13 protein-coding genes are annotated in these 16,369 nt (G+C 64.6%); 11 read left to right on the top strand and 2 right to left on the bottom strand.

The features are described 5' to 3' along the window. The first annotated feature begins 275 nt into the window (after positions 1 to 275). The 11 genes from QRN22_RS09105 to QRN22_RS09055 all read left to right on the top strand — a co-directional run bounded on the left by QRN22_RS09105 (position 276) and on the right by QRN22_RS09055 (position 14,428). Complete coding sequence (locus QRN22_RS09105) at positions 276 to 2,735, top strand: TonB-dependent receptor plug domain-containing protein (RefSeq protein ID WP_042556451.1); 2,460 nt, start codon at positions 276 to 278, stop codon at positions 2,733 to 2,735. Between the two features lie 49 nt (positions 2,736 to 2,784). After that, positions 2,785 to 4,113, top strand: a complete 1,329-nt coding sequence (locus tag QRN22_RS09100) for an LLM class flavin-dependent oxidoreductase (RefSeq protein WP_042556450.1) — start codon at positions 2,785 to 2,787, stop codon at positions 4,111 to 4,113. Between the two features lie 17 nt (positions 4,114 to 4,130). Further along, the gene (locus QRN22_RS09095; RefSeq protein WP_042556449.1) at positions 4,131 to 5,729 is read left to right on the top strand and encodes an ABC transporter substrate-binding protein; all 1,599 of its coding nucleotides are present in this window, start codon (positions 4,131 to 4,133) and stop codon (positions 5,727 to 5,729) included. Further along, on the top strand, positions 5,726 to 6,727 hold the full coding sequence (locus QRN22_RS09090) for an ABC transporter permease (protein ID WP_042556448.1): 1,002 nt from the start codon (positions 5,726 to 5,728) through the stop codon (positions 6,725 to 6,727). Before QRN22_RS09095 ends, QRN22_RS09090 begins: the two co-directional genes overlap by 4 nt. After that, positions 6,724 to 7,575: an ABC transporter permease gene (locus QRN22_RS09085; protein ID WP_042556447.1), complete on the top strand. Its 852-nt coding sequence runs from the start codon at positions 6,724 to 6,726 to the stop codon at positions 7,573 to 7,575. The genes QRN22_RS09090 and QRN22_RS09085 overlap by 4 nt, the downstream gene beginning before the upstream one ends. Continuing rightward, positions 7,572 to 9,197, top strand: coding sequence for a dipeptide ABC transporter ATP-binding protein (locus QRN22_RS09080; protein WP_042556446.1), 1,626 nt, complete (start codon positions 7,572 to 7,574; stop codon positions 9,195 to 9,197). Before QRN22_RS09085 ends, QRN22_RS09080 begins: the two co-directional genes overlap by 4 nt. 134 nt (positions 9,198 to 9,331) lie before the next feature. Continuing rightward, on the top strand, positions 9,332 to 10,156 hold the full coding sequence (locus QRN22_RS09075; RefSeq protein ID WP_042556445.1) for an NADPH-dependent oxidoreductase: 825 nt from the start codon (positions 9,332 to 9,334) through the stop codon (positions 10,154 to 10,156). A 157-nt stretch (positions 10,157 to 10,313) separates the two neighbouring features. Continuing rightward, positions 10,314 to 10,823 carry a flavin reductase family protein gene (locus QRN22_RS09070; protein ID WP_042556444.1) on the top strand — a complete coding sequence of 170 codons (510 nt, stop codon included), beginning with the start codon at positions 10,314 to 10,316 and terminating at the stop codon, positions 10,821 to 10,823. Positions 10,824 to 10,936: 113 nt separating this feature from the next. After that, entirely contained in the window at positions 10,937 to 12,295 is a 1,359-nt protein-coding gene (locus QRN22_RS09065) for an MFS transporter (RefSeq protein ID WP_082045909.1), read from the top strand. 73 nt (positions 12,296 to 12,368) lie between these two features. Further along, positions 12,369 to 13,370, top strand: a complete 1,002-nt coding sequence (locus QRN22_RS09060; RefSeq protein WP_042556442.1) for an aldo/keto reductase — start codon at positions 12,369 to 12,371, stop codon at positions 13,368 to 13,370. Between the two features lie 20 nt (positions 13,371 to 13,390). Further along, positions 13,391 to 14,428 carry an NADP(H)-dependent aldo-keto reductase gene (locus QRN22_RS09055; protein WP_042556441.1) on the top strand — a complete coding sequence of 346 codons (1,038 nt, stop codon included), beginning with the start codon at positions 13,391 to 13,393 and terminating at the stop codon, positions 14,426 to 14,428. A gap of 51 nt (positions 14,429 to 14,479) precedes the next feature. On the opposite strand, the gene mntP is transcribed toward QRN22_RS09055, so the two are convergent. Both mntP and QRN22_RS09045 read right to left on the bottom strand, forming a co-directional pair. Further along, entirely contained in the window at positions 14,480 to 15,046 is a 567-nt protein-coding gene (gene mntP / locus QRN22_RS09050; protein WP_042556440.1) for a manganese efflux pump MntP, read from the bottom strand. Between the two features lie 348 nt (positions 15,047 to 15,394). Beyond that, positions 15,395 to 16,351, bottom strand: a complete 957-nt coding sequence (locus tag QRN22_RS09045; protein ID WP_042556439.1) for a 2-hydroxyacid dehydrogenase — start codon at positions 16,349 to 16,351, stop codon at positions 15,395 to 15,397. Between the last annotated feature and the right edge of the window lie 18 nt (positions 16,352 to 16,369).

Below are 16,369 nucleotides of genomic sequence, written 5' to 3'. Positions count from 1 at the left end.
CATGAAAGAGCACCTGTTCTAACGATACCGAGCCACCCATCAGACACAACTGCCCATTCATTGAACGGCAACGCGTCAACGTTGCCGCGACGGCAGCCCTGCTGCCTGCAAACAGCAACTAACAGTGCGCCAGCACGTGCACCAGAACTATCAGGCAAGACCCTCAGGGCAAACCCGGGATTGTCTCCATCAGGACGAAACACGCCGTGCAGCGGAAAGCACGAATACCGGGCTCCCAGATGCCTGAACAATTATCGAGAATGAGGGGCAAATGGATGAAATCCACATTGAATTACCCTGTGCTGTCATTGGCGCCTGCCCTGCTGGCCGGCTATCTGATCAGCCCGATCGCTGCCGTCGCCGCACAGACCGACGACAAGCTGGACACCGTGATCGTCACCGGATCACGCGGTAGCGAAGCACGCACGGTGACCACCAGCCCATCGCCGATCGACGTGATCGACAGCACGCAGCTGGAAAAGACCGGCGAAACCAACCTGAAGACCGCCCTGCAGAAAGCCTTGCCGTCGTATCAGGTGCGCTCGGTACGCAGCAACTCCAACGACTCCGTGCACCGTCCCGCCAAGCTGCGCGGCCTGGGTGCGGCCGATGTGCTGGTGCTGGTCAACGGCAAGCGCCGCCACACCAGTTCATCGGTACACCTGGGCGGCCTGGAGTCCAACGGCGCGACCTCGGTGGACCTGGAGCTGATTCCGGTCAGCGCCATTCACCACGTCGAAGTGCTGCGCGATGGCGCTGCGGCGCAATACGGATCGGACGCGGTTGCCGGGGTGATCAACATCATCCTCAAGGAGACCGACCACGGCGGCTCTGCCAGTGCCTACTGGGGCGAGTACTTCGAGGGCGATGGCGAGAACCTCAAGCTGGCTGCCAACAAGGGCTTCGCCCTGCCCAACGACGGCTTCATCAACCTGGCCATCGACGGGCGCTCGGAGCAAACGTCAGTCAAGTCGCTGGACGCCACCGGCGCCTTCTACCACCCGGTCAATGGCCAGCCGGACCCACGCGAAGCCACCGTCAGCCGCAAGGTCTCGAAGAACGGCAAGCCCAAGGTCAAGGGCTTCAACGGCTCCTACAACCTGGAGCTGCCGGTCAACGACGAGGTGTCGCTGTACTCCTTCTCCACCTATACCGAACGCGACTCAAGGGTCGGCCAGAATTTCAGGCGGCCCAACTCGACCAACATCATCGAGTCCATCTACCCCGACGGCACCGCCCCCTTCGTGACCTTCGAGGAAACCGACTGGCAGGTCGCGGGTGGCGTGAAGGGGCTGGCCGCCGGTTGGGACTGGGATCTGAGCACCACCTACGGGCGCAACGAGATCGACCACGGCTCGCGCGAGAGCCTCAATGCATCCCTCGGCCCGTCCAGCCCGACGAGTTTCTGGACCTACACCTCGGAATCCGAACAGTGGACCACCAACCTCGACTTCTCCCGCGCCTTCGAGGTCGGCCTGAGCAAGCCCCTGCAATTTTCCTGGGGTGCGGAATACCGCGAGGATGGCTTCAAGACCATTTCCGGTGACCCAGCCTCCTACGCGGCGGGTACCTATCAGTACCCGGTGGGCAACCCGCTCAACCCAAGCACCGGCTCGATCGGTGCCCAGGGTGCGATCACCCTGCTCCCGGAAGACGAAGCGGACGTGCAGCGCAGCAACTACGCCGGCTACGTGGACGTCGGTTTCTACCCGACCGAGAAGCTTTACGTCGGCCTGGCCGGGCGCTACGAGGAATACGATGACGCCGCGGGCGACACCACCAGCGGCAAGCTCTCGCTGCGCTACGAATTCACCCCTGACTTCGCCCTGCGCGGCACCATCAACAATGGCTTCCGCGCCCCGTCGCTGTCGCAGACCTCGTTTGCACGCAGCCAGAACGCCTACACCAGCGTCGGCGGCCAGGCGGTCTACGCGCAAACCAAGACGGCTGCCGTCGACAGCGAACTGGCGCGCGCCCTGGGCGCTACCGACCTGAAGCCGGAGAAGTCCACCAACATCAGTGTCGGCTTCACCTGGAAACCGGTTCAGGCCGCCAACGTGACGCTCGACGTCTATCAGGTGGAGGTCAAGGATCGCATCAGCGGCAGTACCTATTTCTCCGGCAGCGCGGTGAACGCCCTGCTGGCGAACCTCGGCTATGCACCGGGCTACCGCGTGCAGTACTTCACCAATGCCGCCGACACCACCACCACGGGGCTGGATCTGGTCGCCGATTACCGTTCCGACTTCGGCCGCTACGGCCAGGTCAAATGGAGCCTGGGCTACAACTACAACAAGACCGAGATCGACAAGCTGGCCTCCACACCGGGCGTGCTGGCGGCCATCGGCGTCAACCAGCCGCTGGTCGATCACGTTTCTCAGGGCTACCTGACCGACTCCTACCCACGCAGCAAACTGATCCTCGGCAGCGACTGGCGGATCGGCGATTTCAGCGCCGCGCTAACCCTCACCCGTCACGACAAGGTGACCGAGCGCGATACCGGCGGCCCGCAGTTCGACCAGACCTACGGCGCCAAGTGGATCACCGATGTGGAGTTCGGTTACGACCTCAGCGACAACCTCAATGTCGTGCTGGGCGCCAGCAACCTGTTCGACGTCAAACCGGACGAGCACAAGTACCCAAGCGGCAACACCAACGGCTTCCCGCCCTACGCCAACGCGCCCTTCGATGACAACGGCGCCTACTGGTACACCCGCGTCGCCTACAACTTCTGACCCTTCGAACGCCTCCGGCAGCGCCGCAGGCCAACCCGTGGAAAACGCCATGAGCACAGCAGACAAGAAAATCATTCTCGGGGCCTTCGTACCCGGGGTATTGACCGGTTCGGCCTGGCGCCTGCCGGAAGCGCCGAAAGACACCTTTCTGGACTTCGACCATTACCGCTACATCGCCGAGAAGCTGGAAGCCGGGCGCTTTCATGCGCTGTTCTTCAACGACGGCGTCAAGGTCGACCTCGATCCGGGCCTGGAGAAAGGCGCCAACAGCGTGCGCTGGGATCCGTTGATCCTGGCCCCGGCACTGGCCCTGGTCACCAGGCATATCGGCCTGATCACCACCGGCAGCACCACCTACAACGAGCCCTACAACCTGGCACGCAAATACGCGTCGCTGGATCACATCAGCAAGGGTCGAGCGGGCTGGAACCTGGTGACATCGCTGGGCGGTGGCGAGAACTTCAATCGCGCCGAGCACAGCCAGCACAGTGATCGTCACGAGCGCGCCGAAGAGTTCTTCGACGTGATCAGCGGCCTGTGGGACAGCTGGGGGGATGGTGCCTTCGTGCAGGACAAGGCATCCGGCACCTGGCTGGATCTCGACAAACTGCATGTGCTCGACCATCAGGGCAAGCACTTCCAGGTCAAGGGGCCGCTCAACGTGGCCAGGCCGATCCAGGGTCACCCGGTGATCGCCCAGGCGGGCTCCTCGGAGGCTGGCATCCGCCTCGGTGCTCGGGTTGGCGAACTGATCTTCACGGCGCAGCAGACGGTCGAGGAAAGCCTGGCGTTCTACCGCACCATCAAGGATCAGGCGGCAACCGAGTTCGGTCGCTCGGCCGAGCAACTCATCGTGCTGCCAGGCATTTCGCCGGTGGTCGGCAAGACGCTGGCCGAGGCCGAAGCCAAGTACGAGCGCCTGCAGGAGTTGCTCGACCCGAAATCCTTCCTGAGTCGCATCTCGCGTTTCGCCAGCCTGGATTACGACCTCTCCGAACTGCCCTTCGATGAGGTGGTGCCCCTGCCGCCCGAGCAGTTCAGCACCGACAGCCACCCCAGCCGGCAGAAGCTGGTCTACGACCTGATCCGCCGCGAACGGCCCACGGTCCGGCAACTGTTCAACAAACTCACCGCAGGCGGCCACCGCGTACTGATCGGCACCCCGCAGAGCATCGCCGACGACCTGCAGCACTGGTTCGACAGTGGCGCCGCCGACGGTTTCAACGTGATGTTCTCCGGCCTGCACGCCGGCATCGACGATTTCGTCGACGGGGTCGTGCCCGAGCTGCAGCGCCGCGGCCTGTTCCAGCGTGAATACGCCGGCACCACCCTGCGCGAAAACCTCGGCTTGCCCTATCGGCAGAACCGCCACCGCTGACCTGACTGGAGACCTCCATGACACGCCGCCCTCTCTTCTGGACGACGACCCTGGCATTGGCCATCGGCCTGGCTGGCTGCGGCGACCCGGCGCCGCCGAGCGACACCCGCTCGACGGCCAAGGCACCGGCACACGGCGGGATACTCAAGGTCGCCTTCGACGGTGACCCGCTGTGCATCGACCCGCACCAGGCCGGCAACAACACGGCGCTCAATGTGGGTCGGCAACTGACCGACTCGCTCACCGATCAGGATCCGCAATCCAGCGAGATCGTGCCCTGGCTGGCCGAGCGCTGGGAAATCAGCGAAGACTCGCGGCGGTTCACCTTCCACCTGCGCGAGGGGGTGACCTTCAGTGACGGCACACCGCTCGACGCCGCCGCGGTCAAGGCCAACTTCGAGGCGATCATCGGCCTCGGCGCCCTGGCCACCCTCGGCGGTACCTATCTGTCCGGGCTGGAAAGCATCGAAGTACCCGAGCCGTTGACCCTGGTGGTCAGTTTCAAGCAGCCCAACGCCCAGTTCCTGCAGGCCACCTCGACCATGAGTCTGGGCCTGTTCGCCACCAGCACGCTGCAACGCTCCAGCGAGGAACGCTGCCAGGGTGCTCTGGTCGGCTCGGGCCCTTTCGTACTGGACAGCTTTACCCATAACCAGAGCGTGAAGCTTTCACACCGCGCCGATTACACCTGGCCATCATCCCTGGCAGGCCATCAGGGTCGTGCCTGGCTCGATGGCATCGAGTTCGTGATCATTCCGGAGTCGGGGGTGCGCCTGGGCAGCCTGCTGTCACGGCAGATCGACGTGAATACCGGTGTGGCGGTGCAGGACGAAGGCATTCTCGAGGCGCAGGGCATCCCGTTCATCGCTCGTCCCAACCCGGGCATCGTCTTCAACCTGGCGCCGAACGAATCCCGCGAACTGCTCAAGGAAACCGCCGTTCGCCAGGCCCTCAACAAGGCCATCGACCGCAGCGAACTGCAGGGCATCATCTCCCGCTATCAGAAGCCCGCGACTTCGGCTCTGGCCAGCAGCACGCCGCTGTATCACGACCTGTCCGGGGCGCTGCAGCACGACGCGCAAGGCGCCGCACGGCTGCTCGACGAGGCCGGCTGGCAACTCGGCGCCGATGGTATCCGAGCACGGGATGGCCAGCGGCTGTCGTTCCGGGTCGATTACTGGCAGGCCTCGACGCCGGTGTTGGAACTGATCCAGCAGCAACTGCGCCAGGCCGGTATCGAGCTGCGCCTGAACAAGACCACCATCAGTCAGACCAGCGCGCTGCAAAGCGAAGGCGACTACGACCTGTGGTTCTTCAACCTCACCCGTGCCGACCCCGACGTACTGCGCACGGTGTTCTTCGCCTCCGGGCGCAACGTCAACAAGCGTCCGTTTTCAGAGGTCGACGAAGTGCTGCAGGCGTCGGCCTCGGTGCTCGATGCGGGGCAGCGCCGCCAGCTGATCCAGCGCGCCAGTCAGTTGCTCGTCGAGCAGGGCCACATCCTGCCGCTGTACGAATCGGCCACGGTGACGGCATTCGGCAACCATGTTCACGGCCTGCATTACGAGGCCTCCACCCGCCTGCAATTCTTCGATACCTGGCTGGAACCACGATGATCGCGAGCACTTTCTGGAACCTGTCTGCCGCCACTCGACGGCGCGTCCTCGCTCAGGGCTACGGGCTGCTCGCCCGCCTGGGCCAGGCGCTGTTCGTGCTGTGGGCAGCCTTCACGCTGTCGTTCGTGATCCTCTACGCGCTGCCGAGCGACCCGGTGACCATCATGCTCAGTCAGAGCGGGGAGATGAGCGCGGCGGATCAGGCGCAGATCGATGCCCTCAAGGCCCGCTACCACCTCGACGAGCCTTTGCCAGTGCAGTACGCCATCGCCTTGTGGCAGGCCCTGCAACTGGACCTGGGCATCTCGATCCAGAGCGGCAAGGCCGTCACTCTGACGCTCTGGCAGGCGCTGCCCGGAACGGCCGCGCTCACTGCTGCGGCGTTGCTGCTGGCGATTCCCGCCGGGGTTGGCTTGGCACTACTGGCCAGCCTGGTGCGTAATCCGCGCGGCCAGGAGACTCTACTGGCACTGCCCTCGGTGGCGGTTTCCCTGCCCACCTTCTGGGTCGGCCTGCTGTTGTTGCAGGGGCTTTCGTTCCGCATCCACCTGTTTCCAGCCATGGGCAACCAGGGCCTCGCATCGCTGGTGCTGCCAGCCATGACCCTGGCGATACCCACCGCGGCAGTGATCGCCCAGGTACTGTCACGCTCCATCGCCGGGGTGATTCGCCAGCCCTTCGTCAGCGCCTTGCGCAGCAAGGGTGTCAGCCGCCGCCGCGTGCTGTTCGGCCATGTGCTGCACAACGCCTCGATTCCGCTGCTGACCCTGGCTGGCGGCATCATCGGCAACCTGCTGGCCGGTGCGGTGGTCACCGAGACGGTGTTCTCCCGAGATGGCATCGGCCGCCTCGCCCAGGGCGCCGTGGCCAGCCAGGACATCCCCATGGTGCAGGGCGTGGTGCTGCTGGCGGCGCTGATCTACATCCTCGTCAACCTGCTGGTGGACCTGCTCTACCCCCTGCTCGACCCCCGCATCAACCTGAGGAGGACGCCATGAGCAGCCTGTCACCCGTGGCTCGACCGAGCCTTACCTTGTGGCCGTGGCGCCTGCGCCCCGTGCTGCTGGCCAGCCTGCTAATTCTGGCGCTGGTGCTCGGCTGGGCATTGTTCCCCAGCCTGTTCACCCGCATCGACCCATTGCTCGCGGTGCCGGCCAAGGCCCTGCAAGCGCCTTCCGGGGAGCACTGGTTCGGCACCGATCACCTGGGCCGCGACCTGTATGCGCGCACCGTGCATGGCGCCGGTCTGTCGTTGCGCGCCACCACCCTGGCAGTACTGATCGCGCTGCTGGCTGGCGGCGCCCTGGGCCTGATTTCGGGCTATTTCTCCGGCCGTGTGGACGCCCTGCTGATGCGCCTGATCGAGGTGTTGATGGCCATCCCTTCACTGCTGCTGGCCATGGCGGTGATCACCGTACTGGGTTTCGGCACCCTCAATATCGCCCTGGCCGTGGGCCTGTCGTCGGTAGCGACCTTCACGCGGATGACCCGCGGTGAAGTGCTGCGCTGGCGCGCCAGCACCTTCGTCGAAGCCGCCATCGCCAGCGGCGTCGGGCATTGGAGCATCATTGGCCGGCATATCCTGCCGCACGCAGCGGGGCCGGTGCTGGCGCTGGCGGCCCTGGAGTTCGGTGGCGCGGTACTGGCGGTATCGGCACTGAGCTTTCTCGGTTTCGGCGCACCGCCACCGCAACCGGAATGGGGCCTGCTGATCGCCGAGGGGCGCAACTTCATCGTCGCCGCCTGGTGGTACACCACCCTGCCGGGGTTGGTGGTAGCCGCCGTGGTGCTGGCCGCCAACCAGCTCGCCCGTGCCATGCAGAAAACCTGGGGAGAACAGCGATGAGCCGCCCACTGTTGAAGGTCAGCGGGTTGTCGATCGACTACCTGGGCGTGACAGGCGCGCAGTCCGCCACCCGGGACATCGACCTGCAGATCGGCCGCGGCGAGTTCATCGCCATCGTCGGCGAATCCGGCTCGGGCAAATCCACCACCGCCTCGGCGCTGATCGGCCTGCTGGCGGACAATGCACGCACCGGCGCCGGCACCATCGAGTTCGATGGCCAGGCGTTGGAGCAGCTCGACGACCGTCATTGGCGGCAGCTACGCGGCACCCGTATCGGCTTCGTGCCTCAGGATCCAGCGCTGTCTCTGGATCCGGTGAAGCGCATCGGCCAGCAGGTCATCGAAGCCCTTACCGTGCATCGCGTACCTCGCGACGCGGCGCAAGCACGCAGCCTGGAAGTGCTCGCCCAGGTCGGTTTGCGCGATGTCGAGCGGCTGGCTCGGCGCTACCCTCACGAGTTGTCCGGCGGCATGCGCCAGCGTGTGCTGATCGCCATCGCCATGGCCAATCACCCGTCGCTGATCATCGCCGACGAGCCGACCAGCGCCCTGGACGTTTCGGTGCAGCGCCAGGTGCTCGATCACCTGCAGAGCCTGGCCCGCGAACAGAAGATCGCCGTGTTGTTGATCACCCACGATCTGGGCGTGGCCATGGACCGTGCCGAGCGGGTGATCGTCATGCAGCAGGGGCGGATCGTCGAGAGTGGCAGCACTCAGGATATCTTCCTGCGCCCTCGTCACCCCTACACGCGTCGGCTGCTCGATGCCGCCCCCAGTTTCACCCAGGCGCTACCACACAGGCGCCAGGTTTCCGCGAGCGAGACGCCGCTGCTCAGCGTACGGGGGCTGAGCAAGCAATTCACCAGCTGGCGCGATGATCTGCCGCCTGCTGTCTCGCAGGTGTCATTCGACATCCAGCGAGGCACCACGCTGAGCCTCGTCGGTGAGTCCGGTTCGGGCAAGTCGACCACTGCACGCATGATCCTGCGCCTGGAACAGGCGACTGCCGGTACCGTGCTGTTCGACGGCCACGATGTGCTGACCCGCGACGCAGCCCGCTTGCGTGATTACCGCCGTCGCGTGCAGGTGGTCTATCAGAACCCCTATGCCTCGCTGGACCCGCGCTTCACGCTGGAGCAGATCATCTGTGAGCCACTGCGCGCCTTCGCGATTGGCGACCGTACCGCGCAGCGGCAACGGGCAGCGGCACTGCTGCAGCGCGTCGGCCTGCCGGTCACGCTGCTGGGCAGCCGCCCCGCGCACCTGTCCGGCGGTCAGCGTCAGCGGGTGGCGATAGCCCGGGCACTGGCCCTGGAACCGCAACTGCTGATTCTCGACGAGCCACTTTCCGCCCTGGATGCCTCGGTGCAGAAGCAGATTCTCGACCTGCTGGCCGAACTCCAGGGGGAGCTGGGCCTTAGCTACCTGTTCATCTCCCATGATCTGGCAGTGGTGAGGCAGATTTCCGATCAGGTGGTGGTGATGCAGGCAGGCCGGATCGTCGAACAGGGCCCAGCCGAGCAGCTGTTCCGCACGCCTGCCAACGCCTATACCCAGCGCCTGCTCAGCGACGTACCCGGGCAACGCTATCTGGACAGCCTGCATTTTCAGGTCGCCATATAACATCCTAAAAAAGCATATTACCAGCAATACAATATTCTTTATTTTGATTATTAACTTAGCATCAGCAGGTATTTCACAAGCGCACGGCAGGCCCCTAAGGTATGCCATCCGCGCTTGAATACAGGAGATGGGAAATGCCTGAAAGCACTGCATCAGCACTCTGGCAACAACGTTACGGTGGCAGCATCGATGCTGCCGACTGGCGGGCCAACCCGGTGATCGAGCACCTGCTCGCGCATCGCAGCGTACGTGCCTATCTCGAACAGCCGCTGCCGGCCGGTACTCTGGAAACCCTGCTGGCCGCCGCGCAGTCGGCCTCCACCTCCTCCAACCTGCAGGCCTGGAGCCTGCTGGCGGTCGAAGACCCGGCGCGCAAGGAGCGTCTGGCCGCGCTGGCCAACGATCAGGCGCATATCCGCAAGGCGCCTCTATTCCTGATCTGGCTGGCGGATTTCTCGCGAGCACAGCGCATCGCCGAGCAGCGCGACGTGCAACTGCAGGCGCCAGCCTATCTGGACAGCCTGCTGGTCGGCAGCATCGATGCTGCCCTGGCAGCGCAAAACGCCGTGGTCGCCGCCGAGTCTCTGGGCCTGGGTACCGTCTACATCGGCGCGCTGCGCAATGACCTGCAGGCAGTGATCGACGAACTGCACCTGCCGCCCCTGGTGTTCCCGGTGTTCGGGCTGTGCGTCGGCTATGCCGATCCGCAGCAGCCGGCGGCGATCAAGCCCCGGCTGCCCCAGGCCGTGACGCTGCACCGCGAGACCTACGGCGTCGACGGCGAGGCGGAACGGGTCGCGGCCTACGAAGGAACCGCTGCTGCCTTCAGCCATGCCCAGGGGCAGAACACGCCAGGCTGGAGCGAGCAGGTGATCAATCGCCTCAAGGGCGTGGAGTCGCTGCATGGCCGCGAGCGTATCAGCCATACGTTGAACGAACAGGGCCTGGCACTGCGTTAGTCGAGACTGCCCTATCTGTGGGAGCGGGCCATGCCCGCGTTTTTTCGCGCGCATGGCGCGCTCCCACAGTGGAGCGGCGAACGCCTGCTTTCGCCTTGTGACGCCCTTTGCCCTATTCGAAATTTGAGACCTGACAGCCAAAAAACGTGAGTCCCCCATGACCGTACTCGTTCTGGAAAAACCCCTCATCGACACCGTCGATGCTACCGATTTCAAGCAAGCCATGCGCAACACCGCCGCTTCGGTGAACATCATCACCTGCGCTGGCGACGATGCCGATTACGGGCTCACCGCGACCGCGTTCAGCTCGGTGACCGCCGACCCACCCACCGTGCTGATCGCGGTGAACAGCGGCGCCAGCCTCTATCCGCACCTGATCCGCCAGAAACGCTTTTGCGTCAACGTGCTGAATGCCGATGCCGAAGAAGCCGCCAATGATTTCGCCGGCCGCCTGCCGCCCGAGCAGCGTTTCGGCAAGCATGCCTGGCGGCGCCTGGACAGCGGCAATCCGGCGCTGATGGCCAGCACCGCGGGTTTCGACTGCCGGATTACCGACTTCCACCATGTCGGTACCCATCTGGTAGCGATTGCCGAGGTGCTGGACTGCTGGCACGACGATCAGCAGCCGCTGCTCTACGCTTCGGGCCGCTACGGCCGCTTCTCCTGAGCGGCGCGGTTTCCGAGCGCCGGGCGTCCCCCGACGTCGAGCTGCCGCACCCGGCGCAGGGCGACGGGCTCGACACCCGGGAGCCTGAGGCGGCATTCGATCGCAAGGTGCCGATGATCATCGGCTGCGCCCTGTTCATGGAGCTGCTCGACTCCACCGCCGTGCTCACGGCGCTGGCGAAGATCGCCGAGGATTTCGGCGAGTCCAGCGTGCACATGAACCTGATCGTGTCCCTGTACCTGCTCGCCGTGGCGATGTTCATCCCGATCAGCGGCTGGCTGGCAGAGCGCTACGGCCCACGGCGCCTGTTCATTGCCGCCATCGGGCTGTTCATCGCCAGTTCGCTGGCCTGTGCGCTGTCCACTTCGTTGCTGCAGCTTTCCCTGGCACGTTTCTGCCAGGGCACTGCGGGCGCGATGATGGTACCGGTCGGGCAGATCATCCTGCTGCGCTGGACCAGCAAGGCCAACCTGATGCGCGCCATGGCCTTCCTCACCATGCCGGCCTTGCTGGGGCCGATGGTCGGGCCGCCGCTGGGCGGCCTGCTGGTGACGACGCTGTCGTGGCACTGGATTTTTCTGATCAACCTGCCCATCGGCCTGCTGGGAATCGTCCTGATCCTGCGGCACATTCCGGACTACCCTGGGCACCGACGCCAACCCCTCGATCTCGCCGGGTTTCTGCTCAGCAGCCTGGCGCTGGCCAGCCTGGTACTGGCTTTCGAATCCCTCGGCCACGGCCGCTCACTGGCGTGGTTCTGGTCGTGTGCGCTGCTGGGCAATGGCCTGCTGTTCGGCCTGCTCTACATTCGCCATGCCCGGCGTTCGGCGGCACCGCTACTGGATTTCTCGTTGCTGCGCATTCCTACCTTCGCGATCGTCCTGTGGGGCGGCACGCTGTTCCGCCTGGGCAGCGCTTCACTGCCGTTTCTGCTGGTGCTGCTGTTTCAGGTCGGCTTCGGCCTCAGCGCGCTGCAGGCAGGCCTGCTGACCTTCGCCGCCGGCGCTGGTGCGTTGCTGATCAAATTCATCTCGGTACGCATGGTGAGGCGCTTCGGATTTCGGCGCATTCTGCTGTGGAACGCCGTCATCGGTGGCCTTTCCGTGGCCATCTGTGCGTTGCTGCGGGCCGACACGCCCGCGCTGCTGGTGATCGTCATGCTGTTCATGGGCGGCCTGTCCCGCTCCCTGCAGATGAGCACCATGGGTGCGCTGACCTACGCTGATGTCAGCAGTTGTCACGCCAGTAAAGCCAGCACCCTGTCCGCAATGTCCGTGCAACTGGGCATGAGCATGGCGGTGTGTATCGCGGCCCTGCTGCTCGGGCTTATCCAGCGTACTCGCAACCACGCGGTCCCTGACGTCGACGATATCGGCCTGACCGTCGTGCTGGTCAGCCTGTTCTGCCTGGCGTCCACCGCTGTGTTCCGCAAACTGCACAGGGAATCGGGACTGGAAGTATCACGGGGCTGATTCACCGAGCCGTTTCAGTAACGCTGCGGTCGGAACACTGACCAGCAGCAAAGCCAATTGGAGGAAATCACCGATGGATTACCGTTCACTGGGCAAATCCGGCCTCAAGGTATCGCCACTGTCCCTGGGCACCATGATGTTCGGCGGCGCCACCGACGAAACCGAATCGCGGCGCATCATCGATCAGGCGCGGGATCTGGGGGTCAACTTCATCGACACCGCGGACGTGTACAACGGCGGCATTTCCGAGCACATCACCGGCCGCGCGATCGCCGCCGACCGAGCCAACTGGGTGCTGGCCAGCAAGGTCGGCAGCCCGCGCTCGTGGTCCCATCCAGCCAATCAGGGGCTGAGCCGCAAATCCGTCTTCGATGCCCTCGAGGGCAGCCTGCAGCGCCTGGGCACCGATTACCTAGACCTCTACTACCTGCACCGCGAAGATCACGATACGCCGCTGGAGGAAACCATTTCCGCCATCGGCGACCTGATCCGCCAGGGCAAGATCCGCTACTGGGGCGTCTCCAACTTCCGTGGCTGGCGGCTGGCCGAGGCGGTGAACATCGCTCGCCGCCAAGGCGTCGACGATCCCGTGGCCAGTCAGCCGCTGTACAACATCGTCAACCGTCAGGCGGAAACCGAGCAGTTCACCGCGGCGCGCCACTACGGCCTCGGCGTGGTGCCTTACAGCCCGCTGGCGCGTGGCGTACTGAGCGGCAAGTACCAGCCCGGCAGCGAACCGGATGCAGGGTCGCGGGCGGCACGGCAGGACAAACGGATTCTGGAGACCGAATGGCGCCCGGAATCACTGGCCCTGGCGCAGCAGGTCAGCGCCCACGCACAGCGCCGCGGTAGCGACCCGATCAGCTTCGCCATCGCCTGGGTGCTGGCCAACCCTCAGGTCAGCGCCGCCATCGTCGGACCGCGGACGCTGCAGCAGTGGCAGAGCTATATCGGCGCCCTGGAGCTGCGCCTGGACGGCGAGGACGAGGCATTCATCGACGGCCTGGTCGCTCCCGGCCACGCCTCGACACACGGATTCAACGACCCCGCCCACTTCGTCAGCGGGCGCCACTGATCACCCTCACAGGAGTTTCCATGCAAAAGCGTACATTAGGCCGTACCGACCTCGACGTCAGCGTCATCGCCCTGGGCACCATGACCTGGGGCGAACAGAACACCGAGGCCCAGGCTTTCGAGCAGATTCGCCTGGCCAAGGATGCCGGCGTCAATTTCCTCGACACCGCGGAAATGTATCCCGTACCGCCCAACGGCAAGACCTACGGCAGTACCGAAAGCATCATCGGCAACTACTTCCGGCGCTTCGCCGATCGTGCCGACTGGGTACTGGCCAGCAAGGTCGCCGGCCCAGGCCGCATGGAACACATTCGCGACGGTAATCCGCGCCTGGACCGCAAGAACATCATCGCCGCCCTGGACGCCAGCCTGGATCGCCTGCAGACCGACTATCTCGATCTCTATCAACTGCACTGGCCGGATCGCAAGACCAACTTCTTCGGCCAGCTCGGGTTCAGCCACGAGCCGGACGATCAGTCGGTGGCCATCGAAGACACCCTCGAAGTGCTCGACGAGCTGGTCAAGGCCGGCAAGATTCGTCATATCGGCCTGTCCAATGAAACGCCGTGGGGCACCGCGCGCTTCCTGCACCTGGCAGAAACACGCGGCTGGCCTCGCGCCGTGTCGATCCAGAACCCTTACAGCCTGCTCAACCGCACCTTCGAGATCGGCCTGGCGGAAATCGCCCTGCGCGAGCAGATCGGCCTGCTCGCCTACTCGCCACTGGCGTTCGGTGTGCTGTCCGGCAAGTACCTGAACGGTGCGCGCCCGGCGAAAGGCCGGTTGACACTGTTCGAGCGTTTCCAGCGCTACAACAACCCCCAGGTCGAACGGGCGGCCAGCGCCTACGTCGACCTCGCCCGGGAACGCGGGCTGGATCCGGCACAACTGGCGCTGGCCTTCGTGACTTCGAGGCCGTTCGTGACCAGCAACATCATCGGCGCCACGACGCTGGAGCAATTGCGCAGCAACCTGGCCAGTGTGGAGCTGCAACTCGATGACGACCTGCTGGCTGCTCTGGAGGCCATCCACCGCAGCCAGCCCAACCCGGCACCTTGAGCGGGCATCGGGCAGCCCGGTTCAGGGTTGCCCGGATCGCCCCCGGATGAGTCAGAGCATGGTGTGGTCATAGAGGATCGCCGCACCCACGCCGATCAACACCAGACCACCGATGATTTCCGCCTTGTGGCCAATAGCGGTGCCGATCACCCGGCCGAGCATCACGCCGATGGTGACCATGGTCATGGTCGCCAGACCGATTGCCAGCGCGGCGACCCAGATATTGACGTCGACGAATGCCAGGCCGACGCCCACGGCCAATGCGTCGATGCTGGTGGCGAAGGCCGTCACCGCCAGCACCCAGAAGGAGTGCGACTTGGCTTTCTCGGCGGCGTCCGCGGCATCGGGCTGCAGACCAGCGTAGATCATGTGCAGGCCGAGCAGCAGGAGCAGCACGAAGGCGATCCAGTGATCCCATTCCTCGACGAAGCTGGCGGCGGCCTGGCCGATGAACCAGCCGACCACGGGGGTGATGCCTTCGATCACGCCGAAGATCAGTCCAGTGCGCAGGGCATCGATGAAGCGGGGTTTGTGCAGACTGGCGCCCTTGCCGATAGCCGCGGCGAAAGCGTCCGTGGACATGGCGAAAGCCAGAAGGATGAGGGAAATGGGATTCACGGTTACGTCTCGGTCGGGCTATGAGTCAATGACGGATACACGCGCCCGACCTTAGGCACGTATCTGTCATTGGTCTCACCAACCTCACGGTGTTCGCACCACGGCTTCTGCCGAGAATGTTGATACGAACGCTACCGAGCGAACTCGACAGCAGGCTACTCCCCAAAGAGGCCCGCACTTTACCCAAAAGTAACGACTGAAAAAACCACTTTTTCTGCCGGGAAAAGCCGACGAGTTGCGCGGTCGCAACTACCCATCAGCCGCAAAACAGGGGCCGGACATGCCGTCCGCGGCCCCAAGGGGCAGCTCGTCGAGAGCCACCATCCGCAAAGCAGTCAGGTAAAGCGATCAGCCCGTAACGCTACCGGCCGGCTTGCGCCCGGCGAACACGTCCACCAGGCTGGCAACCACCATCTCGCCCATGCGCGTGCGGGTCTGCACCGTGGCACTGGCGCGATGCGGTTGCAGCACCACCTGCTCGAGCTCGAACAGCTCGCCAGGCACCTGTGGCTCGTCGGCGAACACGTCCAGGCCAGCACCGGCAATCTGGCCGTTTTGCAGCGCAGCAACCAGGGCCGGCTCGTCGACCAGCTTGCCGCGGGCGATGTTGATCAGGTAACCGTCGCGGCCCAGGGCATGCAGCACCTCGGCGTTGACGATGGCTTCGCCCTTGTCGGCAGCGGCCGCCAGGATCAGCGCATCGCTGTCGCTGGCCAGCGCCAGCAGATCCGCCACGAAGGTGTACGGCACGTCACTCATCGCCTGCAGATCGGTGTAACTGATTGGGCAACCAAATGCAGCGGCGCGAGTGGCCACGGCTCGGCCAACGCGGCCCATGCCGACGATGCCGATGCGCATACCGGACATCTGTCGGGCCAGCGGCAATGGCACCAGCGGCGTGGCGCTCGTTGCCCACTGCCCGCTACGCACATAACGGTCACCCGTGCTGATGCCACGACATGCGGAAATCAGCAGACCGATGGCAAGGTCAGCGACGTCCTCGGTCAATGCCCCGATAGTGGCCGTCACCTGGATACCGCGATCACGGGCATAGGGCAGATCGATGGCGTCGGTGCCCACGCCATTGACCGCCACCACTTCGAGGTTCGGCAACTGCGCCATCACCGTCTGGGTGATGCCGGTGTGTCCGCCAGTGATCACGCCACGGATATTGGCGCCGTGTTGCGCCAGATAAGACGCTTTGTCGGCCTGCTCGTAGTAGCGGCGGATGGTGAACAGCTGGTCGAGCTTGTCGCGAATCTCGGGGATCAGGATGGGGCTAAGCTGCAGGACTTCTGGTTTCATGGGTACCTCGTTTATCTG

Source organism: Pseudomonas sp. MEJ086 (assembly GCF_030209025.1).
GTDB classification, from domain to species: domain Bacteria; phylum Pseudomonadota; class Gammaproteobacteria; order Pseudomonadales; family Pseudomonadaceae; genus Aquipseudomonas; species Aquipseudomonas fulva_A.
Note: the sequence above shows the minus strand (reverse complement) of the source record. Positions and strands in the feature narration are given on the sequence as shown.

Coding starts and splice junctions, on each gene's coding strand:
- QRN22_RS09070 (WP_042556444.1), top strand. CDS start 10,314: ATGACCGTACTCGTTCTGGAAAAACCCCTCATCGACACCGTCGATGCT.
- QRN22_RS09060 (WP_042556442.1), top strand. CDS start 12,369: ATGGATTACCGTTCACTGGGCAAATCCGGCCTCAAGGTATCGCCACTG.
- QRN22_RS09085 (WP_042556447.1), top strand. CDS start 6,724: ATGAGCAGCCTGTCACCCGTGGCTCGACCGAGCCTTACCTTGTGGCCG.
- QRN22_RS09100 (WP_042556450.1), top strand. CDS start 2,785: ATGAGCACAGCAGACAAGAAAATCATTCTCGGGGCCTTCGTACCCGGG.
- QRN22_RS09075 (WP_042556445.1), top strand. CDS start 9,332: ATGCCTGAAAGCACTGCATCAGCACTCTGGCAACAACGTTACGGTGGC.
- QRN22_RS09055 (WP_042556441.1), top strand. CDS start 13,391: ATGCAAAAGCGTACATTAGGCCGTACCGACCTCGACGTCAGCGTCATC.
- QRN22_RS09105 (WP_042556451.1), top strand. CDS start 276: ATGAAATCCACATTGAATTACCCTGTGCTGTCATTGGCGCCTGCCCTG.
- QRN22_RS09095 (WP_042556449.1), top strand. CDS start 4,131: ATGACACGCCGCCCTCTCTTCTGGACGACGACCCTGGCATTGGCCATC.
- QRN22_RS09045 (WP_042556439.1), bottom strand. CDS start 16,351: ATGAAACCAGAAGTCCTGCAGCTTAGCCCCATCCTGATCCCCGAGATT.
- QRN22_RS09065 (WP_082045909.1), top strand. CDS start 10,937: ATGATCATCGGCTGCGCCCTGTTCATGGAGCTGCTCGACTCCACCGCC.
- QRN22_RS09090 (WP_042556448.1), top strand. CDS start 5,726: ATGATCGCGAGCACTTTCTGGAACCTGTCTGCCGCCACTCGACGGCGC.
- QRN22_RS09080 (WP_042556446.1), top strand. CDS start 7,572: ATGAGCCGCCCACTGTTGAAGGTCAGCGGGTTGTCGATCGACTACCTG.